19 protein-coding genes are annotated in these 22,845 nt (G+C 49.5%); 18 read left to right on the top strand and 1 reads right to left on the bottom strand.

The features are described 5' to 3' along the window. Positions 1-143: 143 nt before the first annotated feature. From ACR0QE_RS01730 to ACR0QE_RS01705, 6 genes are all read left to right on the top strand, one after another. Entirely contained in the window at positions 144-1,535 is a 1,392-nt protein-coding gene (locus ACR0QE_RS01730; RefSeq protein ID WP_432626661.1) for an alanine/glycine:cation symporter family protein, read from the top strand. A 336-nt stretch (positions 1,536-1,871) separates the two neighbouring features. After that, positions 1,872-2,930: an ABC transporter substrate-binding protein gene (locus tag ACR0QE_RS01725; RefSeq protein WP_432626660.1), complete on the top strand. Its 1,059-nt coding sequence runs from the start codon at positions 1,872-1,874 to the stop codon at positions 2,928-2,930. Between the two features lies 1 nt (position 2,931). Continuing rightward, positions 2,932-3,993 (top strand): ABC transporter ATP-binding protein, encoded by a 1,062-nt coding sequence (locus ACR0QE_RS01720; protein ID WP_432626659.1) that lies wholly within the window; start codon positions 2,932-2,934, stop codon positions 3,991-3,993. A gap of 112 nt (positions 3,994-4,105) precedes the next feature. Continuing rightward, the gene (locus ACR0QE_RS01715) at positions 4,106-4,864 is read left to right on the top strand and encodes an ABC transporter permease (RefSeq protein ID WP_432626658.1); all 759 of its coding nucleotides are present in this window, start codon (positions 4,106-4,108) and stop codon (positions 4,862-4,864) included. Positions 4,865-4,890: 26 nt separating this feature from the next. Further along, positions 4,891-5,025 (top strand): hypothetical protein, encoded by a 135-nt coding sequence (locus tag ACR0QE_RS01710; RefSeq protein WP_432626657.1) that lies wholly within the window; start codon positions 4,891-4,893, stop codon positions 5,023-5,025. Between the two features lie 272 nt (positions 5,026-5,297). Next, the gene (locus ACR0QE_RS01705; protein ID WP_432626656.1) at positions 5,298-5,723 is read left to right on the top strand and encodes a protease complex subunit PrcB family protein; all 426 of its coding nucleotides are present in this window, start codon (positions 5,298-5,300) and stop codon (positions 5,721-5,723) included. On the opposite strand, the gene ACR0QE_RS01700 is transcribed toward ACR0QE_RS01705, so the two are convergent. Beyond that, positions 5,710-6,663: a LysR family transcriptional regulator gene (locus ACR0QE_RS01700; RefSeq protein WP_432626655.1), complete on the bottom strand. Its 954-nt coding sequence runs from the start codon at positions 6,661-6,663 to the stop codon at positions 5,710-5,712. The genes ACR0QE_RS01705 and ACR0QE_RS01700 overlap by 14 nt on opposite strands. A 547-nt stretch (positions 6,664-7,210) precedes the next feature. Between ACR0QE_RS01700 and ACR0QE_RS01695 the strand changes: the two genes are divergently transcribed. The 12 genes from ACR0QE_RS01695 to ACR0QE_RS01640 all read left to right on the top strand — a co-directional run bounded on the left by ACR0QE_RS01695 (position 7,211) and on the right by ACR0QE_RS01640 (position 22,635). Then, positions 7,211-9,181 carry an aconitate hydratase gene (locus tag ACR0QE_RS01695; protein ID WP_432626654.1) on the top strand — a complete coding sequence of 657 codons (1,971 nt, stop codon included), beginning with the start codon at positions 7,211-7,213 and terminating at the stop codon, positions 9,179-9,181. A gap of 32 nt (positions 9,182-9,213) precedes the next feature. Further along, positions 9,214-10,386, top strand: coding sequence for an isocitrate/isopropylmalate family dehydrogenase (locus tag ACR0QE_RS01690; protein WP_432626653.1), 1,173 nt, complete (start codon positions 9,214-9,216; stop codon positions 10,384-10,386). A 284-nt stretch (positions 10,387-10,670) separates the two neighbouring features. Then, the gene (cysE, locus tag ACR0QE_RS01685) at positions 10,671-11,318 is read left to right on the top strand and encodes a serine O-acetyltransferase (protein WP_432626652.1); all 648 of its coding nucleotides are present in this window, start codon (positions 10,671-10,673) and stop codon (positions 11,316-11,318) included. A gap of 125 nt (positions 11,319-11,443) precedes the next feature. Continuing rightward, entirely contained in the window at positions 11,444-13,075 is a 1,632-nt protein-coding gene (locus tag ACR0QE_RS01680; protein ID WP_432626651.1) for a DUF3794 and LysM peptidoglycan-binding domain-containing protein, read from the top strand. Positions 13,076-13,324: 249 nt separating this feature from the next. Continuing rightward, complete coding sequence (locus tag ACR0QE_RS01675; RefSeq protein WP_432626649.1) at positions 13,325-14,377, top strand: acyltransferase family protein; 1,053 nt, start codon at positions 13,325-13,327, stop codon at positions 14,375-14,377. A gap of 102 nt (positions 14,378-14,479) precedes the next feature. Then, complete coding sequence (locus tag ACR0QE_RS01670) at positions 14,480-15,106, top strand: HAD family hydrolase (RefSeq protein WP_432626648.1); 627 nt, start codon at positions 14,480-14,482, stop codon at positions 15,104-15,106. Between the two features lie 102 nt (positions 15,107-15,208). After that, positions 15,209-16,555 (top strand): M18 family aminopeptidase, encoded by a 1,347-nt coding sequence (locus tag ACR0QE_RS01665; RefSeq protein WP_432626647.1) that lies wholly within the window; start codon positions 15,209-15,211, stop codon positions 16,553-16,555. 153 nt (positions 16,556-16,708) lie between these two features. Next, positions 16,709-18,163 (top strand): glutamate--tRNA ligase, encoded by a 1,455-nt coding sequence (gene gltX, locus ACR0QE_RS01660; protein WP_432626646.1) that lies wholly within the window; start codon positions 16,709-16,711, stop codon positions 18,161-18,163. Positions 18,164-18,640: 477 nt separating this feature from the next. Beyond that, positions 18,641-20,620, top strand: a complete 1,980-nt coding sequence (locus ACR0QE_RS01655) for an ATP-dependent helicase (RefSeq protein WP_432626645.1) — start codon at positions 18,641-18,643, stop codon at positions 20,618-20,620. 105 nt (positions 20,621-20,725) lie between these two features. After that, the gene (locus ACR0QE_RS01650; RefSeq protein ID WP_432626644.1) at positions 20,726-21,250 is read left to right on the top strand and encodes a cob(I)yrinic acid a,c-diamide adenosyltransferase; all 525 of its coding nucleotides are present in this window, start codon (positions 20,726-20,728) and stop codon (positions 21,248-21,250) included. 105 nt (positions 21,251-21,355) lie between these two features. Next, positions 21,356-21,691: a DUF1292 domain-containing protein gene (locus ACR0QE_RS01645; RefSeq protein WP_432626643.1), complete on the top strand. Its 336-nt coding sequence runs from the start codon at positions 21,356-21,358 to the stop codon at positions 21,689-21,691. 257 nt (positions 21,692-21,948) lie between these two features. Beyond that, positions 21,949-22,635: a YitT family protein gene (locus ACR0QE_RS01640; protein ID WP_432626642.1), complete on the top strand. Its 687-nt coding sequence runs from the start codon at positions 21,949-21,951 to the stop codon at positions 22,633-22,635. The last annotated feature ends 210 nt before the right edge of the window (positions 22,636-22,845 follow it).

Raw genomic sequence — 22,845 nt, 5'->3', positions numbered from 1 at the left:
CGGTTCCCTCTTATTTTGTGAGTTTTTCTCTGCTCTCAGCAAAGAAAATTTTACAATCCCCTGATTTTATGGTATGCTTTTTCTGTTTTTTTCCGATTTTTTGTTTTTATGGTCGGTATTTTTATGAAAGGAAATGTAATCTCATGTTACAGACAATCGAGACAATTAACACCGCTGTGAATAATTTCATCTGGGGAGTTCCGGCGATGGTCTGCATCATCGGAGTGGGACTCTACTTAAGCATCCGCACCCGTTTTCTCCAGATTCGAAAGTTTCCGTATGCGATTCGGACGACGATCGGGCGAATGTTTCGAAAGAGAAATGCCTCTGATGGAGCGATCACCCCGTTCCAGGCAGTGTGCACCGCTCTGGCAGCGACGGTCGGCACCGGAAATATCGCGGGAGTTGCAGGTGCGATTGCGATCGGAGGACCGGGAGCTGTCTTCTGGATGTGGATCTCTGCGGCACTCGGCATGTGCACAAAATTTGCGGAGGTGACGCTTGCGGTTCACTTCCGTGAGACGAATGCGGAGGGAGACCAGGTCGGCGGTCCGATGTACTACATCAAGAACGGACTCGGAAAGAGATGGATCTGGCTTGCATACCTCTTTTCTGCTTTCGGCGTCCTGACTGTATTCGGAACGGGAAATGCGACCCAGGTAAACACGATCACAACGGCGATCAATTCTGCACTTTTGAATTATCAGGTGATTACTTCCGAAAATATCGGAATGTCAAATCTCATCATCGGTGTTGTGATTGCGATTCTTGTGGCTCTGATTCTGCTTGGCGGAATCAAGAGAATCGGACAGGTTACCGAGAAACTGGTTCCGTTTATGGCTTTGCTCTACATTCTTCTGGCATTTGGCGTGGTTCTTGTAAACTTCCGCCATGTTCCGGCTGTGTTTGCTTCCATCTTTGAGGGCGCATTCAAGCCGGCTTCCGTCACCGGAGGACTTGTGGGAAGCATGTTTATGAGTATGAAGAAGGGAGTTTCCCGCGGTATCTTCTCGAATGAGGCGGGACTCGGAACCGGATCGATCGCTCATGCGTGCGCGGATACGAGAAAACCGGTAAAGCAGGGAATGTTTGGAATCTTTGAGGTATTTACGGACACCATTCTGATCTGCACACTGACTGCGCTCGTCATTCTTTGCAGCCAGGTTGCGATTCCTTACGGTCAGGCAGCAGGTGCAGAGCTGACGATCCAGGGATTTACCTCCACTTACGGCAACTGGGTATCCATCTTTACGGCGGTTGCCATGTGCTGTTTTGCATTCTCCACGATTCTCGGATGGGGACTTTACGGAGCACGCTGTATTGAGTTCCTGTTTTCTGAGCGCGTGATCCGTCCGTTCATGGTTGCCTATTCGTTGGTTGCGATTCTCGGTGCAACTGCAGATCTCGGTCTGATGTGGAACATTGCGGAGACCTTCAATGGACTGATGGCAATCCCGAACCTGATTGCACTCTTCCTGCTTGCGGGAACAGTTGTGAAACTGACTCAGGAGTATTTTGCGGGAAATGACCAGTAGGAAATCTGTGAGGCTCATTAGAGGGCATGAAAGATCAGGAAAGATCAGCAGGGCAAAAGAATAAAAAAATTTTATATGGATATCGTATAGGTATTGTATAGGTATCGGATTGGTATTTTTTCGGCGAATTTTTTCGGAGAGTCCAGAATGTTTTCGGACGATCCATGAAAAAATTCGCCTTTTTTGTTCTCACGTTGACTTTCTTTCGATCTGCCTGTAAGATACGCACTAACACCGAAGGACACAAGAAAGTATAGGAAAAAGATGGCAAAACCCGTTTCGGTTTCCGGGAAGCCGGCTTGAAAAGGCGAAGGTGGGAAAGAGGAGGACATGATTATGAGAAAAAGACAAATGCTTACATGGATCACGGCGGCAGCACTGGGAATGAGTCTTTTGAGCGGATGTTCCGCAGGTTCCAAGAGTGCAGAAACTGCCGGAAGCACCGAAAACTCAGCTCAGAGTACTTCAGACACGAAAAAGAGTGGAGACGGTGGATTGACGGTCGTCCGTGAAGCAGTCATGTCCAACAACTTAGACCAGTGGCTTGCGATTGTCGGAACGGAAAAAGGATTTTTTGAGGACGAGGGAATCAAACTTGAAGTGACTGAGTTTGCGGCAGGAATCAACACCGTCGATGCGATTGTGACCGGTCAGGCTGACATCGGTGATCTCGCAGATTACGCAGCAGTAAACCGGATTGGAAATACACAGGATAAGACAAACTTAAGAATTCTGTTTCGTCTTGCGCAGGGCACGGGAAGTTCTCTCTATGTGAATCCGGACAAGGTAAAGGATCTCTCCGATCTGGCAGATCAGGGCTTCCTCACACTTCCGGGAACGGCGTGGGATTACTGGAATGCTGTGACTTATGAAAAGGCAGGAATTCCGGAGGACCAGCAGAATCTTGTGAGAGTGGACAGCTCCCAGGCAGCACTTGCAGTGATGACGACCGGTCAGGGCGTGGCATTCTGGGCCGGCGGAGTCGATGCAAAGAAACTCGAGGAGGCCGGAATGAAAGCGCTCGTATCGATGGATGAGATCGGGCTCTACACCGACCAGTACCTGATCAGCTCGACCGAGTATCTGGCACAGAATCCGGAGACGGTTGAGAGTTTTGTGAAGGCGGTTAAGACAACTCAGGAGTGGGTTGAGGAGAATACGGATGAGGCAGCCGGAATTCTTGAGAATAAGCTGAAAGTTCCGAAACAGCAGTTTATCGATAAATTCGAGAATTACAAGATGGATCTCGACTTCCCGGAGGAGGCTGTGGAACATTTTGACGGCATCAAGGCGTGGGCGCTTGAAAATGGAAAATTTGCGAAGGATTACGATCTGAAAGATTTCACAGATCTGACGGCAATCAAGAAATTATATCCGGATAAGGTGGCTGAGTGATATGTACCTCGAACTGAAAAATATCAATAAAAAATTTGGAGATTATCAGGCATCGGATCAGGTGTCATTCTCGATTGAAAAAGGAACGCTTGCGGCGCTGCTCGGGCCGAGCGGAAGTGGAAAGACGACGATTTTAAGAATGATTGCGGGACTGGAACATCAGGACAGCGGGGATGTTCTGATTGACGGAGTCTGTGTCAACGATGTGCCGGTTGAGAAGCGGGGAATCGGATTTGTATTTCAGAACTATGCGCTGTTTCCCTATATGACGGTTTACGACAACATCGCGTATGGACTTAAACTCAGAAAGCAGGACAAGCAGACAATCAAAAAGCGGGTGACGGAACTTCTCGATCTTGTCGGTCTTCCGGGACTGGAAAACCGTCTCCCCGGGCAGCTCTCCGGCGGACAGAGACAGCGTGTGGCATTTGCCCGCGCCCTTGCTCCTGATCCACAGCTTCTGCTTCTCGATGAGCCGTTTGCGGCGATTGATGCGAAAGTCCGGAAGGAACTTCGCGCATGGCTCAAACAGATGGTGGAACAGCTTGGAATCACAAGTATTTTTGTCACTCACGATCAGGATGAGGCGGTGGAGGTCGCAGATGAGATTATTGTGACGAACCGTGGAAGAGTGGAGCAGAGCGGAACCCCGATTGAGATTTACAAAAATCCGAAAACTCCGTTTGTCGCACAGTTTATCGGCGAGTCGATCCGGCTGGACGGATATGACAGACTGAAGGGATTTTCAGCAAAATTTGGCGAGTCGGAGGCAGTCATCCGGCCGGAGTTTGTCAAGGCGGTGCGTGCCGGGGAGGCGGTCGATTTCCCGAGTGCCTACGAGAGAGGCGTTGTCGAGGAGACAGCATTCCGTGGAAGCTACACGGAACTGCAGATCAATGTGAAAGGGCTGAAGATTGCGGCATCCTGGCCGCTTGAGGAGGAACCGCTCAAAAAAGGAGATGCAGTGGATGTGCTGATCTACCGGCTTTATATCTTCCATGACGGGGAGGCGCATCTCTTAAAGAATGAGCTTCTGACTCCGGGAGATGTCTTCTACATCTAAATAAATGGATAAATAAATGGAGTAATGGAGCAGAAGCGTGGAATCTGATATAGATACATAGATATAGGATATATGTGAGAGAAAAAGAAATGGGAAAGCGGAGGTGTCTGGTGTGAAAAACGGCATCAATCAGATATTAAAATGCGGGGCAGTGACATGGATTCTGCTTCTGGTGGTCTGGCAGGTGGGATCACTTTTCTATACAGATGATTTCCTTCCGGGACCGGCAGCGACATTTGCCGGAGCAGGAGCTCTGATCGAGGACGGAACCCTTGGGATGGATATTGCGGTCAGTCTCCAGAGAGTGCTTCGGGGATGGCTTCTCGGTGTGATTTTTGCAGTTCCGGTCGGACTCTGCATTGGAAATTTTAAGAAGGTCGGATGGGTGCTGGAGCCGTTCCTGAATTTCTTCCGTTTTGTTCCGGCAATCGGATTTATCACACTGTTTTTGATGTGGTTCGGTGTGGGCGAAAATTCCAAGACGGCGCTGATTTTCTACGCAGTGATCTTTCCTGTCATGATCAACACGATCGCAGGAGTGCGGGCAGTTGATCCGTCTCTGGTTGAGGCGTCGCGCTCTCTCGGGGCATCGGGGCGGACAATCTTTTTTACCGTGATTGCACCGTCGGCGGTCCCGCAGATTTTTACCGGAATCCGCCTCGGTTTAAGCGGAGCGATCATCTGCATTGTCGCAGCGGAGATGCTTGCAGCTTCTGAGGGAATCGGATATCTGATTTATACCTCGCGTCTGTATTACAAGACAGACTGGATTTTCATCGGAATTTTCACGCTTGGATTTCTCGGTTTTCCTGCAGACCGGATTCTGCTGTTTGCGGGACAGAAGTTTTTGTATCGCTTTGGAGTGAGATAAGTGATTAGGGATTAGGTGGACATTAGATGGACATTAGATGGGCATTAGATGGGCGCTCCTCTGGCGGTGAAAGTTCTGCAAATGCGCTCTCGCTCCGGGTAAATCAGCGGAAGCGTCACTGGCGCTTCCTCGATACGCTGGGCGGATGCAGCGGTGCATAAGGTCGCAAAGTACGCGACCTAAACACCGGCATCTCACACGGGTTTGCAGAATCTTTCCCGCCTCGGAGCGCAACATCGATAATACATAACGCCTGATCTACATCGACGGAAGTGAAATAAAGAAGTGCCAGAGATGTGTTCAAAGAAATATGTGTTCACTTCGGATGAAAATAAATGTTTTTGAAAAATGAATGGATAAAAATATCGGAATATCGCAGGTCTTCTTGGAATAGATTAGTAGTACACAATTTGTTCCTGGGAGGCCTGTTTTTATGAAAAAAGGGGGAAATCTGCTGCTGACAGGCTGTCTGATTCTCTGGGTGCTTGTGGTGCACGTGATGACTGGATGCAGCGTGACAAGAGAAAACAAGGACAAGGTGCGTGATCTGGATTTTACGGTGACAGCGGCGGAAGAACTGCCGGAAGAACTCAGAAAGTTGACGGAGGAAAAGAAGACATCTCCGTTTAAGCTGACATACACGAATGACGGCGGACTTTACATAGCGGTGGGATATGGCGAGCAGCCCTCCGGCGGATACAGCATTGTGGTAAATGAGCTGTATCTGACGGAGAATGCGATCGTCATCGATACGGAATTAAAAGGACCGGAGAGTGCCGAGGAGAGTGGAACGGAGAAATCCTATCCATATGTCGTTGTTCAGACGGAATATCTGGAACAGCCTGTTATTTTTCAGTGAGTTCCATGGAGTCAGGGCGGGGGAGAAATTCATTTTTGAATTTCTCCCTCGTCATTTCTATGAGGTCACGCTCCGGCTGACCGAGATAAGCTCCCTTTCGCGTCCAGACCTGGACATCCCAGGTCACGGGTTCTGCGCCGAGAGAGAAGAGTTCGACCGGTTCCTCAGATTTTGTCAGGCAGATGATCTGGTATGGCATGATTGCAACGCCCATGCCGGTGGTTGCCATCTGGAAGCTTGTGACGTTGCTGGAAAATTCCATCTTGACCGGTGGACGGATATGGCTTGCCTTAAACAGTTCATTTGTGGCATAGCGGATCCGGTGTTGGGGATGGAGCAAAAAAAACGGAGTGTTTTTAAATGTGCGAAGGTCTACGCTTGACGGGTGTCCGGGAAGACGCTGGCTGTCGAGAACGTAACCTTTTCGTGCAACGAGGACAAGCTCCTCCTGATAGAGTGGTTGCATCTCGATCCCAGAAAAAGATTCTCTGCCATATACCGGAAGAAAGACGAGATCGATCCGTCCCTCTCTCAGTGCCTCTGTCAGCTTATATCCGCTGTCAGTGAGAATCGTCACTTCAATCCCCGGATAACGCTCAGAAAACTGCGGGAGAAGACGCGGGATCATGTGGGAGGCGCGTTCTCTGGAAGTGCCGATGCGGAGTGTTCCGGTCATGTGGTGGGTGATGTCGCGAAAGACTTTCATCAGCTGATCGTTTTCAAGCAGAATCCGGCGTGCTGTCTCGATATAGTGTTCTCCGGCGAGCGTCAGAGTCAGCGGTGTCGTAGAACGGTCAAAAAGCTGAATCCCGAGTTCTTTTTCTGCTTTTTGAATGTAATGACTCAGTGCAGACTGCGAGATGAAAAGAGCATCGGCAGCTTTTGTGATATTCCGGTACTGGGCGACGGTGGTAATATATTGAAGCTGTCTGAAGTCCATAAAATTACTTTTCTCCTTCCCTAAGTTTTCATTTTAAAAATATTAATGAATAAAGTGTTTATTAATTCCAGTATTTTGATCAAAATTCGATTTTGGGGCGCGACGGAGGCTGAGAAGATTACATGCAAACCCGTGTGAGACGTCGGTGTTTAGACTGCGTACTTTGCAGTCTTATGCACCGCTACGTCCGCTCTGCGTATCGAGGAAGCGCCAGTGACGCTTCCGCTGATTTACTCGGAGTGAGAACGAGTTTGCATGAATTTTACTCAGCCGTAGGAGCGCCACTTATGTATCGCTATCTTATTGGCATCATTTTCCGATCTGATTTTATCTATAATGTCAGTGTATCACGAAGCCCTCACGTTTGCAAGAAAATACCATGAGTAAAAGCTCATGGTAATCAAGAAAATAATGGCATTTTACAACTGGATGCACACTTGCTATAATCGAATTATCAAATGAGAGGGACAAAACCTCAAAGGTTTGAAAGTTGAGCGGACATGACATGAATTGTCATATATTTCACATGTAAAGGAGAAGGGTTACTATGGCTCAGAACTTAACAAGAAAAATTCTTGCGGCGCATCTTGCAAAACCGTCGGATATGATTCCGGGAAAGGAGATTTATCTGAAGGTAGATCAGACGCTGACCCATGACATCAATGCAGTTATGACCTATCTTGCATTTGAGGCGATCGGCATTGACCGCATCGGTGTGGAGAAAGCAGTCAGCTATCTCGATCACAACCTGCTGTATCTGGATTTCAAGACTCCGGATGACCACATTTACTTACAGTCGGCAGCAGAGCGTTTCGGCGTACATGTTTCCCGTCCGGGTAACGGAATCTGCCATGCTGTTCAGGTGGCTCGCTTTGGTGCACCGGGAAAGCTCTCCATGGGTGGTGACAGCCATACTCCTCACGGCGGTGCGATCGGTATGCTGTGTATCGGTGTCGGCGGTATGGACATTGCAACGGCAATGACCGGCGTTCCGATGCGTCTGAAGATGCCGAGAGTTATCAAGGTAAACCTGACCGGAGAGCTTCGTCCGGGTGTGAACTCCAAGGAAGTCATTCTTGAGATGCTGCGCCGCGTGACGATCAAGGGTGGTCTTGGAAATGTATATGAGTACGTTGGACCGGGTGCAAAGACTCTTGAGGTTTCCCAGCGTGTGACGATCACAAACATGGGAGCTGAGATGGGTGCAACAACTTCCATCTTCCCGGCAGATGAGCAGGTTCGCAAGTTTATGAGATCCCAGGGACGTGAGGATGAGTTCGTAGAGCTCGGACCGGATGAGGGATGTGAGTACGACGACGAGATGGAGATCAACTTAAGTGAGCTTGAGCCGTTAATTGCCTGCCCACATCAGCCGGACAACGTAATCCCGATGAGCCAGGTCGAGAAGAAGCCGGTTCAGCAGGTATTTATCGGAAGCTGTACAAATGCAAGCTACTCCGATATCGCAAAGGCAGCTCTCGTGATGCAGGGTCATCATGTGGCAGAGAATGTGAGCTGTACCTGTGCCGTTTCCTCCAAGCAGATTTACCGCAAGCTGATGGAAGACGGATATGCAGAGATGCTTCTTGACGCAGGTGTTCGTTTCCTTGAGGTTGCCTGCGGACCGTGCTGCGCAATCGGTCAGTCACCGGCAACGAAGGGAGTTGCAGTCCGTACTTCCAACAGAAACTTCAAGGGACGTGCCGGCAATCCGAATGCGGAGATTTATCTGGTAAGCCCGGAGAGCGCTGCTGCAACCGCAGTTGTCGGAACTTTCGCAACCGCAGAGGAGATCATGGGTGAGGATGTAAAGAAACTTGCAGAGATCAAAGAGCCGGAGATGTTCAAGATCGACGATTCCATGATTATCAAGCCGCTTCCGCTTGAGGAGGCTAAGAAGGTTGAGATCAAGCGCGGACCGAACATCGCTCCGCTTCCGGTTCCGGATGCTCCGGAAGATCATCTGGATGCGAGAATCAGCCTGAAGACCGTGGACAATATCACAACAGATGATATCACCCCGGCAAGTGCAGAGTTTTCAAGCATGCGTTCCAATATCCCGCTGATGTCCAAGTACTGCTATCACCGTTACGATCCGGAATTCTCCGAGAGAGCAAAGAACCTCGGAAAGAGCATCATCATCGGCGGCGAGAACTACGGTCAGGGATCTTCGAGAGAGCATGCGGCGATCAACCCGATGTATCTCGGCGTCAAGGCTGTCATTGCAAAGAGCATTGCAAGAATCCATAAGGGCAATCTGGTTAACCACGGAATCATCCCGATGCTGTTTGAGGATCCGGCAGACTATGACAAAGTAGAGCTGATGGATGAGCTTGAGATCGAGAACCTCAGAGAGCAGATCAAGACGAGAGAAGTTGTGATTAAGGATAAGGACAAGAACGTAACGTTCAAGGCTAAACTGGATCTGTCCGACAGCGAGCTGGAGGTTATCCTCTGCGGCGGTCAGTTGAGATACTTAAAGCATCAGCTTGAAGAGATGGAGAAGGAAGCAAAGTAAATTTAGATAGGGAGAAGAAAGGGGTATTTACAATGAGCGACAACACCAAGAACATTGAAGTGGCACAGGAAAAATTTGCAGAGCTGATTAAGTCCGAGTTTGAGCGTATCGAGCGCATGAAGCAGGACAATGAGATCAAGGATTTCTCCAAGCTGGAGAAGATCGTCATCGGCGTACTGCCGGGCGATGGCATCGGACCGATCATCATGGCACAGGCACTTCGCGTTTTGAAGACTCTGATGAAAGATGAGCTGGAGTCTGGCAAAGTAGAGATCCGTGAGATCGAAGGCATGACGATCGAGCACCGCGCAGAGACTCTTCAGAGCCTTCCGGATGAGGTTCTGGCAGAAGTCAAGAAGTGCGATGTCATCCTCAAGGGACCGATGGTAACCCCGAGAGCTGGCGATCCGTGGCCGAACCTGCTGAGCGCAAACAGCCTGCTGCGCCGCAATCTGGAACTGTTTGCAGCCGTTCGTCCGATCAAGATTCCGGACAAGAACATCGACTGGACCTTCTTCCGTGAGAATATCGAGGGTGAGTACATCTGGGGCAACAAGGGTATTCAGGTAAATGATGATCTTGCAGTTGACTTCAAGGTACAGACCCAGCAGGGAACTGAGAGAATCGCACGCGCTGCCTTTGATTTCGCAAGAAAGAACGGCAAGAAGAACGTGACGATCGTTACAAAGGCAAACATTGTAAAGCTGGCTGACGGAAACTTCATCAAGGGTGTCCGCAAAGTCGGCGAGGAGTATCCGGAGATCGAGATTCAGGAGCGTCTGGTAGATGCAATGTGTGCAAAGATGCTGGATCCGGAGTTCAACAAGGGCATCGAGGTAATCGTGCTTCCGAACCTGTACGGCGATATCGTAACCGATGTGGCAGCAGAGCATCAGGGAGGTTTAGGAACCGCTTCTTCCTCCAACATCGGAAACAAGTATGCGATGTTCGAGGCAATTCACGGAACCGCTCCGTTCCTGATCAACCACGGAAGAGGCCAGTACGCAGATCCGTGCTCCCTGATCCGTGCAGTCGGCATGCTGGTTGCTCATATCGGATACGGCGACAGAAAACAGCTGCTTGACCGCGCTCTCGACATCTGCACCATTACGGAGCGCAAGCTCGTTGTGACGACCGACAAAGACGGTGCAACTGCAGAAGAGTTCACCACTTATCTGGTAGACACCATCAACGGCCTGAAGTAAAAACAGAAAACAGCAACAAAAAAGAAATGCACTCCCCCTGAAAATATAATTGCATTTGCACATGACAGAAAACTGCCGTGAAAGACTGTTCTGGTCGTTCGCGGCAGTTTTTCTGTTGGAAAAATAAATTCCTACAAAAATAGTAGGAATTTTTCGTACAACCTCAGGTTTAGGATTGACAATTTGTCATCAAAATTATATAGTGGGAGTTAATGAAAATGATAGAGAAGCTGTTTCGGGGCTTGAGTCATAAACTAGAAGGAAGAACAGGTGAGGTCGAAACAATGATTTTAAAAGATATCTGGCAGGATGTGAAAGCAGTTCAGGAGAGAGATCCTGCGGCACGCAATGCGCTGGAGGTTCTGATTTTGTATCAGGGAGTTCATGCCCTGATCTGGCATCGGTTTGCACACTGGTTTTATAAGCACCATATGTTTTTCATCGCGCGTATGATTTCCCAGATTGCGCGTTTCTTTACCTTGATTGAGATTCATCCGGGAGCAAAGCTCGGACATGGAATTCTGATCGATCACGGCTGTGGTGTCGTGATCGGAGAGACTGCGGAAGTCGGAGACAACTGCACGATCTATCAGGGTGTGACGCTCGGCGGTGTTGGTCTGAATAAGGGCAAGCGCCATCCTACACTTGGCAACAATGTCACGGTGGGAGCGGGAGCAAAGATTCTCGGAGCTTTTGAGGTCGGAGATAACTGTAAGATTGCGGCAAACGCCGTGCTCTTAAAGCCGCTTGAAAATGACACGACGGCGGTGGGTGTTCCGGCGCGCCCGGTCAAGGTTGGAGGCGTTCCAATCAAGAAACCGGAAAAGCATGTCTCCGTTGAGACTTACAACCGTATGGAAGAGCGTGTGCTTGAACTTGAGCAGGAACTCAGACGGCTTCAGGAGGAACTTGCCGCCTCCCATGAACAGTAAGAGAGTATTAAGAGAGCATCAGGAAAAGCAGGAAAAAGAGCAGGAGTCCCAGAAAATTCATATTTCTCAAAGTTTTGCATAGACTTATCACAGACAAAAAGGTGATGCAGGCGGGGAGAGAGAAGATGGAGATGCTGGAACTGGAGAAAAAACAGATACAGATGAACCGGTGGAAAAATCAGGTGGGCACGCAGGTGACGCTTGATGATGATTTTATCATACCGGATACGATGAGCGATGCGGATCAGATGATTCTGAGCGCGGGAGAAATCCAGCTGGAACCGTTAAAGATTCAGGACGGAAGAGTCCTGATGCGGGGAAAGCTGGATTTTCACGTCTTATACCGGAAAGAGGAGGGCGGGATGCAGACACTCGGCGGTTCGATCCCGTTTGAGGAGCCGGTCAATGTCCCGGATGTGACTGCGCAGGATGATGTGACAGCGTCGGGGTATCTGGAAGATCTGAACGCGGAGCTGATTCACTCCAGAAAGTTCGGGATCCGCGCGGTCGTGCGCCTTGAGATCAAGGCGGAGACGCGGGTGGACACGGAGGTGACTGTGGATGTGGTGGACACCGGCATGGGAGATGGCGGGAGCGAAGCGGCGCAGGACCAGCCTAAATTTTTGATGCAGCATAAAAAAATTGAGGTGGCGGGACTCGTGCTCCACAGAAAAGATACGTGGAGAATGAAGGAAGAGCTGACGCTTCCGCCGAGCAAGCCGGCGGTCGGGAGACTGCTCTGGACGCAGACGTGCCTTGGAAATATCCAGGTTCGCCCGGAAGATGGAAAAGTCCATCTGGAAGGAGTTCTGACGGTGTTTGTCATTTACGAGGGTGAGAATGGCGAGGAAACTGTCTCGTGGATGGAAGAGAGCATACCGTTTTCCGGCGAACTTGAGATGCCGGGATGCAGACCGGATCTGATTCTGTCAGTGAGCCCGAAACTTGTCCACCGCGGTGTGGAAGAAAAACCGGATTCCGATGGAGAAATGCGCCAGATTGAGGTGGATGCGGTCGCAGAGCTTGACATCCGCCTGTATGAGGAGAGTGAGCTTGAGATTTTGAGCGATCTCTATTCGACAAACCGGGAGGTTGCGCTCGAAGTCGGAAAAGCCGGATTTGACCGGATTCTGACGCACAATGCGGGAAATTGCAGAGTGGCCGAAAAGATGGATCTTGGGCGGATTGGGAAAATTCTTCAGATCTGTCACAGCAGCGGGAATGTCAAACTCGATGCGGTTGAACCGGGAAAGGAGATTCTCTCGATTGACGGGGCACTTGAGGTGGAACTTCTCTGTCTGACGGATGACGATCAGAGACCGATTCAGTCGGTGACAGAACTCTTTCCGTTTCACTATGAGGCGGATGCGCCGGGGATTCATCCGGACAGCATCTGGTACCTTGACAGCAGTACGGAGCAGCTGACTGCGGTGATGACCGGAGGAAACCTTGCAGAGATCAAGGCGGTTGTAAATCTGGATGTTCTGATTCTTCAGCCGGTCTCCTGTCCGGTGATTGAGCGGGTGCAGGTCGATGAGGCGGATCGCAGGAAACTCAGGGAACTTCCGGGCATTGTCGGCTATCTCGTCCAGGAGGGCGATACGCTCTGGGAGATTGCAAAACGTTTTCACACGACGCCAGAGAATGTGATCGAGGAAAACGGCTTAAACGGCGAGGAAATCAAGGCCGGGGACTGTCTGATTCTCGTCAAAGAGATCGACCGCCAGGCAGTCACAACAGAGGCGCGTTCTTCATAGATATAGATTAGGCTGCAAAGCAACTTGGGCTCCGCATCCGGAGGATGCTTTTCATAGATCAGGGAAACCTGGGAGACGGCAGCGGACTGCAGACAATGCCGTCTCCTACATAGCCGGGTCCATTGACTTTTTATCCTGCATTGGTATAATTTTCTTATAAAGATATTTACCGGGTTCACGTTTTTGAAAGTGTGAGACGGATACAGAGACGTGAGGCAGGGGTGTCGGGAAACGGAAGGAGGCGACCGGATGACGGAGCCGCAGTTTCGCAATAAAGTGGTGTGGTTTTCTTTTTTTTTCAGCCTTCTTGTGGTGTGGGTGCACTCGTATAACGCGCAGATGTTTCTTGGAATCTGCGGGGAGACGGCTGAAGTTTATCTGACAGAGCACTGGATCGGAGACCGTTTCGGTCAGATTGCGGTGCCGGGATTCTTTATGATATCGGGTTATCTGTTTTATCGGGATTTTGACTGGAACCTGCTTGCCAGCAAATGGAAGCGCAGGATTTCCAGTGTCCTTGTCCCTTATATTCTCTGGAATTTCCTTTACTATATGGGATATGTTGTTGGAAGCCGGCTGACGGGCGTGTCGGCGATCGTCGGAAAAGGAGTGGTTCCGTTTTCGCTTCCGGCGCTTGCGGATGCAGTCATCAACTATACATACAACTATGTATTCTGGTATCTGTATCAGCTGATTATGCTGATTATGCTGGCACCGATTCTTTATCCGGTTTTGAAGCATCTCTGGAGCCGGATTTTGCTGTTTGCTGTTTTGTGGTATGCAGTCTGGAAGAATATCGATCTGATACCGTTAAATTCGGATGCGCTGATTTATTATGCGTTTGCAGCCTGCCTTGCGCTGGATCGCAGGCGAAAAAAGAAAAATGAAGAGTTTGTCCCGATTCCGGAGAGAAGCTGGAACATCCGGCGCGGCCTTGTCGGAGTTTTGTTTCTGTTCTGGGGAATCTGGTTTTACGGATTTGGACTCAGGACCGCTTTCATTCCGGGATTTGTGATCAGCCGTCTGGCGGCGGTCAGCGGTCTGTGGATGATGGTTCCTGGAGAGTGGCTTCCGGCGGCTTACCCGTTTATGCGCTGCAACTTTTTTCTCTATGCGACGCATTTCGCGGTGGTGCGCTTTATCAACAAAGCGGCGGCGATCGTTCTGCCCGCAAGCAAGTGGACGCCTCTTGCTTTATATCTGGCCATGCCGGTCATCGTCCTTCTGATCTGTGGAGCGGCATCATGGGTGCTGAAACGGTTTTCGCCGGTGCTCTGGAGAATGCTCAACGGCGGAAGGTAGACTTTTCACGGGCTTTTCGATATAATGAAAGGACGACAAAAACCAAACAAAATTAAACGAAATCACACGAAATCTCACCGAAAAATACACTTGGAGGACAGAATGATTAAAAATTTTGTTTTTGATATGGGAAAAATCCTGATGGATTACGAGTCGATGCGGGCCTGCAAGGCTTATATCGAGGATGAGGCAGACCAGAGAGAAGTCTGCACAGCACTCTTCGTATCTCCGGAGTGGGTTCAGCTTGATATGGGAATCATCTCCGAGGAGCAGGCACTGCGCCAGGTGTGCAGCCGTCTGCCGGAGCGTCTCCACGAGGCAGCACGTCTCTGTCTGGAGAACTGGGACAGCAAATGTATGTGGCAGATTGAGGAGATGAAGCCGATTCTTCGCCGTCTGAAACAGGAGGGATTCGGGCTTTACATCTGCTCGAATGCGAGTATGCGTCTGCCTGCAAAGTGGAGGAGCCTGATTCCGGAGGCAGAACTTTTTGACGGAGCGCTGTTTTCCGCGGAAGTTCTCTGCATGAAGCCGCAGAAGGAGATGTATCAGCATCTGTTTTCGCGCTTTTCTCTCAAGCCGGAGGAGTGCTTTTTCATCGATGATGTCCGCATGAATATTGAGGGTGCGCGCGCCTGCGGAATGGATGGATACTGCCACGAGGATGGGAATGTGAGCCATCTCGATGCTGTTCTTAAAGAGGTGGAAAAGGCAAATCTGCCCGGATAGCCCCGGATCGTTCAGATAGCGTTGCGCCGTACAGCAGGTTTTGCTGATTTGGAATGCGGCTGAAAAGATTGGAAAGATTGGATTTGGAAAGGAAAACAAAAAATGGAATTTACAGAGTCCTTATTTCAGGAGACGACAAGAGAGCTTCTGGAATTTTTAAATGACAGCCCGACAAGTTTTCAGGCTGTCGCAAATATGAGAAAGCGCCTTGAGGATGCCGGCTGTGAGCGCCTTCTTGAGGGACAGCGCTGGAACTTAGAGCCGGGAAAAGGCTACTATGTGACGAGAAATGACTCCGCACTGATCGCGTTTAAGATTCCGAAGACAGCGTTTGCAGGTTTTCAGATCATGGCGAGCCACAGCGATTCTCCGGCGCTCAAGATCAAGGCGAATGCGGAGATTGAGGTGGATAAGACCTATGTGAAGCTGAATGTCGAAAAATATGGCGGACTTCTCCTTGCACCGTGGCTTGACAAGCCGCTCTCCGTTGCGGGAAGAGTCGTTGTCCGCACGGACCATGGGATTTCGAGCCGTCTCGTGAATGTGGACCGCGATCTGATGATTATTCCGAATCTCGCAATTCATATGAACCGGAAAGCGAATGACGGATATGAATTCAATGCACAGAAGGACATGCTTCCTCTGCTTGCACAGAGCGATGCAGCGACGGCGAGAGAGAAATTCTGTGAGATGATTGCAGAAGCAGCCGGTGTGAAGGCGGAGGACATTCTCGACATGGATCTCTTCCTCTACAACAGAACGAAGGGAACGGTTGTCGGTCTTGACGGCGAGTTTATCGCGGCGCCGCGTCTCGATGATCTCCAGTGTGCTTTCGCTTCCCTGAACGGATTTCTCAAGGCGGAGCCGACACAGAGCATTGCGGTTCACTGTGTCCTCGACAATGAGGAGGTCGGAAGCGGGACAAAGCAGGGTGCGGCATCTACTTTCTTAAAGGATGTTCTGCACCGGATCAACAGTGCACTCGGACGCAGTGAAGAAGAGTATTTGACTGCGCTCGCATCGAGCTTCATGGTTTCCGCGGACAATGCACACAGCGTGCATCCAAATCAGCCGGATAAGGCAGATCCGACGAACCGCCCGTATATGAACAAGGGAATCGTGATCAAGTACAGCGCAAACCAGAAGTATACGACGGATGCGGTTTCCGGGGCCATTTTCCGTACAATGTGCAGTCATTCTGAGATCCCGGTGCAGATCTTCCACAACCGCTCCGATATTCTCGGAGGTTCCACGCTCGGAAATATTTCCGGCAACCAGGTCGCTCTCAACACTGTGGACATCGGACTTGCCCAGCTTGCGATGCATTCCAACTATGAGACGGCGGGAAGCAGAGACACCGCATATCTGATTGAGGCGGCGAGAGTGCTGTTTTCCAGCTCTGTGAAATCGGACGGGGACGGAAATGTGGCGGTGAATTTTGCCGAATAAAGGACTTTCTTTTTGGGAAAGTCGGGTATATAATGACATTTGCCAAGAATTGAATCGGGCGTGAGCAAACTGTGACAGAAACAGCTTTGACACGTCCGTGAAAAGAAAAAGAAGAAAGAAAAAGAAAAGAACAGAAACACGAGGAGAATGGATATGACTAAGATTCGTACAAGATATGCACCGAGCCCGACAGGACGTATGCACGTGGGAAATCTGCGTACCGCGCTGTATGCATACCTGATTGCAAAGCATGAGGGAGGAGATTTCCTTCTGCGTATTGAGGATACCGATCAGGAGCGCTACGTGGAGGGTGCAACCGAGATCATTTACCGCACGCTTGAGGAGACCGGTCTGATTCACGATGAGGGTCCGGACAAGGATGGCGGCTGTGGTCCGTATGTACAGAGTGAGCGCCAGAAGGCAGGCATCTACATGGAGTATGCGAAGAAGCTGATCGAAAAAGGAGAGGCTTATTATTGCTTCTGCGATCAGGAGCGCTTAAATTCTCTGAAGCATGTGGTAAACGGCGAGGAGATCATGACCTATGATAAGCACTGCCTGCATCTGTCCAAGGAAGAGGTTGAGGCAAATTTAGCGGCAGGAAAGCCGTTTGTCATCCGCCAGAACAACCCGACTGAGGGAACAACCACTTTCCACGATGAGATCTACGGAGACATCACGGTTGATAACAGCGAGCTTGACGACATGGTTCTGATCAAGTCCGACGGATATCCGACCTACAACTTCGCAAACGTTGTGGACGATCATCTGATGGGAATCACCCATGTTGTCCGCGGAAATGAGTATCTGTCTTCTTCACCGAAATACAATCGTCTCTACGATGCATTCGGCTGGGAGATCCCGGTATATGTACACTGCCCGCTGATTACCGATGAGAACCACAAGAAGCTGAGCAAGAGAAGCGGCCATTCTTCTTTTGAGGATCTGATCGAGCAGGGATTTGTGGCTGAGGCAGTTGTCAACTATGTGGCACTGCTTGGATGGTCTCCGGAGGATAACCGCGAGATCTTCTCCTTAAAGGAGCTGGTAGAGGCATTCAACTACCGCAATATCAGCAAGTCCCCGGCTGTATTTGATATGACGAAGCTCAAATGGATGAACGGCGAGTACATCAAGGCAATGGATGCAGACCGCTTCTACGAGATGGCGGAGCCGTATCTGAAGGCAGTGATTAAGAAGGATCTTGACTTAAAGAAGATTGCTGGAATGGTGAAGACGAGAATCGAGATCTTCCCGGATATCATCGATCACATTGATTTCTTTGAGGAGCTTCCGGAGTATGACACTGCGATGTACACGCACAAGAAGATGAAGACGAATGCAGAGACTTCTCTGAAGGTCCTGAATGAGGTTCTTCCGCTTCTGGAGGCACAGGAAGATTACAGCAATGACGCGCTGTATGAGGTTCTGTCCAAGTATGTGGCAGATACAGGCGTGAAGACCGGATTTGTAATGTGGCCGATCCGCACTGCTGTTTCCGGAAAGCAGATGACACCGGCAGGCGCAACCGAGATCATGGAAGTGCTTGGAAAAGAAGAGTCTCTGGCACGTATCCGCAAGGGAATTGAGAAGCTGAGTAACCTGTAAGAAGAGAAAGATTCTTATATTGTATTTAAGGTGTGTCTAAGGGCGACGACGGCGAGTAAAGTCATGCAAACGCGCTCGCGCTCCGGCTTCCAACGTAGCGGTGCATAAGGTTGCAAAATACGCAACCTAAGCACCGACGTTTCCAACGGGTTTGCCTGTACTTTCTCGCCTTACGTCGCCGGAAACAGAATGGCTTCCATGAAAAGTTAAAGTATTTTTGCAACTAAAATACAAGTACATTTGTAAATTGGCGAGACTGCCATAAGACAGTGAGAAGAGAATATCCTGTTTTGTGGCAGTCTTTTTTCCTCTACTATATGGAAGATCAAGCAGACATGAAAAATCAGGTCGGCATTCACGAAAATTTGGTGCATGATTTTATGCTGGCATTGATGTTGGAATATCGTAAACATACAGAAAAATGTCAGGTTAAGCGGCAGATATATATAGAAAAAGTTTTGGGAAAGGATAGCAGGCATGGCATTTCATAAGTCACAGATTGAGGCGATTCATCATTTTGAGGGACCGATGATGGTGCTTGCAGGTCCGGGATCGGGAAAGACAACCGTGATCACACACAGGGTGAAATATCTGATTGAGGAGTGTGGGGTGAATCCATCGAGTATTCTTGTGATTACGTTCACCCGTGCAGCGGCGGAGGAGATGAGGCAGCGATTCTGGAAGCTGATGGAGACTTCGCCGGAGGGGATGGAGTCGGAAAAGACAGGGGCAAACGTACAGGAGCAGAACCGTGCCGGAGGCGGGGGTATGGCACATCCGCCGGTGAATTTTGGCACGTTTCATGCAGTGTTTTTCAACATCCTCAGATATGCTTACCGATACGATGCCTCCAACATCGTGCGGGAGGAGGAGCGGGTGGAGATCATCCGAAAGATGATTGAAAAGATGCATCTTGAGGTCGAGGATGAGAAGGAGTTTATCGCCTCGATTCTTTCAGAGATCGGTGTGGTCAAGGGCGAGATGATGAGTCTTGATTATTATTACTCAAAAAACTGCTCGGAGGAGATTTTTCGCAGACTTTATCAGGGCTATCAGTCGGAACTTGAGCGGAGCGGTAAAATTGATTTCGAGGATATGCTTGTGATGTGCTATGAGCTGTTTACCCAGAGAAAAGATATTTTAAGTGCGTGGCAGCGAAAGTTCCGATTTATCCTGATCGATGAATTTCAGGATATCAACCGGGTTCAGTATGAGATTGTGAAAATGCTGGCTCTTCCCGAAAACAATCTCTTTATTGTCGGGGATGATGATCAGTCGATTTATCGTTTTCGCGGGGCGAAGCCGGAGATCATGCTTGGATTTGAAAAGGACTATCCACAGAGCAGGCAGGTGCTTTTGGGGATAAATTACCGGTCAACGAAGGAGATTGTGGATGCGTCGGAGAGACTGATCGCGCACAATAAGACGAGGTATCCGAAGGAAATTCGTGCAAATCGTGGGGCGGGTCATCCGGTTGTGACAGAAGGCTGGTCGGACGCGCAGGCGGAGACGAGAGGGATTGTGCAGGAGATCCAGAACTATGTGCGGATGGGGTATCAGCTGTCTGACATTGCCGTTCTCTACCGGACGAGCATGGAACCGCGCCTTCTGATGGAGCGGTTGATGGAGTACAACATTCCGTTTCAGATGCGTGATGCCCTGCCGAATCTGTATGAACACTGGATTGCGAAAGATTTTCTCTCTTATCTGCGGATTGGACACAGTGAGTTGTGTGCGAGACGCAAGGCAAAGCGAGAGGATGCCCTCCGAATTGTGAACCGCCCGAAGCGTTATATCAGCCGGGAAGCACTTGAGGGAAGTGTGATTTCGTGGGATCAGGTAGAAAATTGGTATCAGGACAGGGACTGGATGATGGAACGGATCGATGATCTGTGCAGCGACTTAAAGATGATCGGAAGAATGGCTCCGGCTCCGGCGATCAACTATATCCGCAAGGCAGTCGGGTATGATGAGTATCTCAGGGAGTATGCAGAATTTCGCAGAATGAATCCGGAGGAACTCTTTGAGGTGGCAGACCAGATTCAGGAGAGCGCTGCCGGATATCAGACACTCGGGGACTGGGAGACACATCAGAGAGAGTATGCGGAAAAACTGAGAGAACAGGGACAGAGGCTTGGCAGAGAGGCCGGGCAGAGAATCGACTGCGTGACGCTGATGACGATGCACAGCTCAAAAGGTCTGGAATTTCCGATCGTGTATATTTTGGATGCGAATGAGCGGATCACTCCGCATCACAAGGCGGTGCTCGAGGCAGATCTCGAGGAAGAGCGGCGGATGTTTTACGTTGCGATGACGAGGGCAAAAGACCGGCTTCATGTCTGTTTTGCAAGACAGCGATACGGAAAACAGCAGGAGCCATCCCGGTTTATTCAGGAATACAGGAAAGCAGAGACGGGAAAACCAGATAAGAGAAAGGCGGCAGATAAGTTAGACTAGGTCACAGTAGGTCTGCTCACTTGATGCGCTGACCGTAAGAAAACATAGGCCAGAAGGCAAAAATCCTATCGGCGTAGGATAAATTAGGACGGGAGGGTTCGATTTATGAGAGGATGCGTTCACATTTACTGCGGAGACGGAAAGGGAAAGACATCGGCGGCAGTCGGACTGGCAGTTCGGGCAGCGGGACGGGGAAGAAAAGTGCTGGTTGTGCGCTTTTTAAAGACCGATAATTCGGGAGAGGTTGAGGTCCTTAAAAACATTCCCGGAATCACTGTCACGCCGTGCGACCGGACATTTGGATTCGTATTTCGGATGAATGAAGAGCAGAAGCGCGAGGCGGCAGAATATTTTCAGAAAAGATTTGAGACGGCAGTCAGAGAAGCTGTGGACGGTGGATTTGATATGCTGGTGCTTGATGAGATCATGGCGTCCTGCAATTATGGAATGGTGAGAGAGGAAGACGTCGCAGAGTTTCTTAAGAATCGTCCGGAGACAATGGAAGTTGTTCTGACCGGAAGAGATCCTTCTGAGCGCCTGATCGCTCTTTCTGACTATGTCTCAGAAATCAAAATGATCAAACATCCCTACACAAAGGGAATCGGGGCACGGGAAGGGATTGAGTATTAAATACTGCTTGATTTTGCTCGCTCATTCTGATAAAGTGGATCTATGAAACATAAAAAGATTTGGGGTGTGTCTTGGCATACCCCGAAATAAGAGAGAGGAACAGACATGGCAAATAATCAGAAGGATCAGAACATGGATATGGAGCAGGAGGAGATGACCGTTACCCTGACTCTGGATGACGGAAGTGAGCTGGAGTGCGTAGTGCTCACCATTTTTGAGGCAGGAAACCGTGATTACATTGCACTTCTTCCGAGCGAGGGCATCGAGGCAGAGGAAGGCGAAGTATATCTGTATCGTTACAGCGAGGATGCAGACGGCAATCCAAACCTGGACAACATCGAGGATGATGAGGAGTATGAGATTGTTTCCGACGCTTTTGATGAGCTGTTAGACGATCAGGAATTTGATGAGCTGGTAAGCGAAGAGGATCTGGACGACTAATTAATTTAGAATACAGTCAGTACAGTTATAATCATTGCACATCAGAATGTCTGTGGGGTTTTATGGGCATTCGAAAGGAATATGACAGAAGAATCCGTCAGAGTATATTTTCCAGAAGAAAATGTATTCTGGCGGTTTTGCGTTTTGTCTGCTGTACCGTTCAGATACTTGGTCAAAAGAACAGCTGCGGGCTGCGCGGAATAGGAATAAGATTGAGAAGAGTTTCAAGAAAGAGAAAGGAATTGATTTGAATTATCATGCGTTTTAAAAGTAAAATGACTGGTTTTATAAAAGAAAATCTGAGACTGATGTCGGAGGAGCTGACGTGGACAAAGGTAGCGGCAATTCTTGTCGGAACCGCGATTGCGTCATTTGGAATCTACAACATTCACCGCCAGTCGGGGATCACGGAGGGCGGTGTGCTCGGAATGATTCTCGTGCTGAACCACTGGTTCGGTGTTTCTAACTCCATTCTGACCTCGCTTCTCGATCTGACCTGTTATGCACTCGCTCTGAAATACCTTGGCGGAAAGTTTATCCGGATCTCGATTGTGTCGACGTTCAGCATGTCCGCTTTCTTCCGGCTGTGGGAGCAGTTTCCGCCGGTTCTTCCAGATCTGAGCGGCAATCCATTTCTTGCCGCAGTGCTCGGCGGAATTTTTGTCGGAGTCGGAGTCGGGATTGTCGTGCGTCAGGGTGGATCGAGCGGAGGCGATGATGCGCTTGCGCTGACGATCTCACACCTGACAAAATGGAAACTTGCGAGAACGTATATGTTCACGGATTTCACAGTGCTTGCACTTTCCCTGAGCTATATTCCAGTTTATCGAATCCTGTTTTCCGTGATGACGACGATCATTTCCTCAAATCTGATCGATTGGGTGCGGGAAGTTTCGATTGCAGAGCTTCCGTTTGTCGGAGGACTTGTGGAGGCAGAGAAGTAAATACTTGCCTCAATCGAGCAGAAATTGTACAAATCCGCAAATTATGTCTACAAAATATGGAATCGAAAGAAAATCGTCAGAATGTGTAAGCAGAAATTCGTTGACGGTGTATCTGGCAGAACGTATAATAAATCCAGAGCAAGTAGAATCAGGTAAAATCAAGTATAACAGAGAATTACTTGTAAGATTTATCCGTTAATGGTTAACCAG

The organism is Brotaphodocola sp. (assembly GCF_050873065.1).
Lineage (GTDB): Bacteria > Bacillota > Clostridia > Lachnospirales > Lachnospiraceae > Brotaphodocola.
The sequence above is the reverse complement of the archived record's forward strand: the minus strand, read 5'-3'. Positions and strand labels throughout refer to the sequence as shown.

What these genes read in the sequence shown, in the direction of transcription:
- ACR0QE_RS01690 (WP_432626653.1), top strand. Translation starts at nt 9,214, where the DNA reads ATGAGCGACAACACCAAGAACATTGAAGTGGCACAGGAAAAATTTGCA.
- ACR0QE_RS01720 (WP_432626659.1), top strand. Translation starts at nt 2,932, where the DNA reads ATGTACCTCGAACTGAAAAATATCAATAAAAAATTTGGAGATTATCAG.
- ACR0QE_RS01695 (WP_432626654.1), top strand. Translation starts at nt 7,211, where the DNA reads ATGGCTCAGAACTTAACAAGAAAAATTCTTGCGGCGCATCTTGCAAAA.
- ACR0QE_RS01705 (WP_432626656.1), top strand. Translation starts at nt 5,298, where the DNA reads ATGAAAAAAGGGGGAAATCTGCTGCTGACAGGCTGTCTGATTCTCTGG.
- ACR0QE_RS01700 (WP_432626655.1), bottom strand. Translation starts at nt 6,663, where the DNA reads ATGGACTTCAGACAGCTTCAATATATTACCACCGTCGCCCAGTACCGG.
- ACR0QE_RS01650 (WP_432626644.1), top strand. Translation starts at nt 20,726, where the DNA reads ATGAGAGGATGCGTTCACATTTACTGCGGAGACGGAAAGGGAAAGACA.
- cysE (WP_432626652.1), top strand. Translation starts at nt 10,671, where the DNA reads ATGATTTTAAAAGATATCTGGCAGGATGTGAAAGCAGTTCAGGAGAGA.
- ACR0QE_RS01680 (WP_432626651.1), top strand. Translation starts at nt 11,444, where the DNA reads ATGGAGATGCTGGAACTGGAGAAAAAACAGATACAGATGAACCGGTGG.
- ACR0QE_RS01730 (WP_432626661.1), top strand. Translation starts at nt 144, where the DNA reads ATGTTACAGACAATCGAGACAATTAACACCGCTGTGAATAATTTCATC.
- ACR0QE_RS01645 (WP_432626643.1), top strand. Translation starts at nt 21,356, where the DNA reads ATGGCAAATAATCAGAAGGATCAGAACATGGATATGGAGCAGGAGGAG.
- ACR0QE_RS01655 (WP_432626645.1), top strand. Translation starts at nt 18,641, where the DNA reads ATGGCATTTCATAAGTCACAGATTGAGGCGATTCATCATTTTGAGGGA.
- ACR0QE_RS01640 (WP_432626642.1), top strand. Translation starts at nt 21,949, where the DNA reads ATGCGTTTTAAAAGTAAAATGACTGGTTTTATAAAAGAAAATCTGAGA.
- ACR0QE_RS01670 (WP_432626648.1), top strand. Translation starts at nt 14,480, where the DNA reads ATGATTAAAAATTTTGTTTTTGATATGGGAAAAATCCTGATGGATTAC.
- ACR0QE_RS01675 (WP_432626649.1), top strand. Translation starts at nt 13,325, where the DNA reads ATGACGGAGCCGCAGTTTCGCAATAAAGTGGTGTGGTTTTCTTTTTTT.
- ACR0QE_RS01665 (WP_432626647.1), top strand. Translation starts at nt 15,209, where the DNA reads ATGGAATTTACAGAGTCCTTATTTCAGGAGACGACAAGAGAGCTTCTG.
- gltX (WP_432626646.1), top strand. Translation starts at nt 16,709, where the DNA reads ATGACTAAGATTCGTACAAGATATGCACCGAGCCCGACAGGACGTATG.
- ACR0QE_RS01725 (WP_432626660.1), top strand. Translation starts at nt 1,872, where the DNA reads ATGAGAAAAAGACAAATGCTTACATGGATCACGGCGGCAGCACTGGGA.
- ACR0QE_RS01710 (WP_432626657.1), top strand. Translation starts at nt 4,891, where the DNA reads ATGGACATTAGATGGGCATTAGATGGGCGCTCCTCTGGCGGTGAAAGT.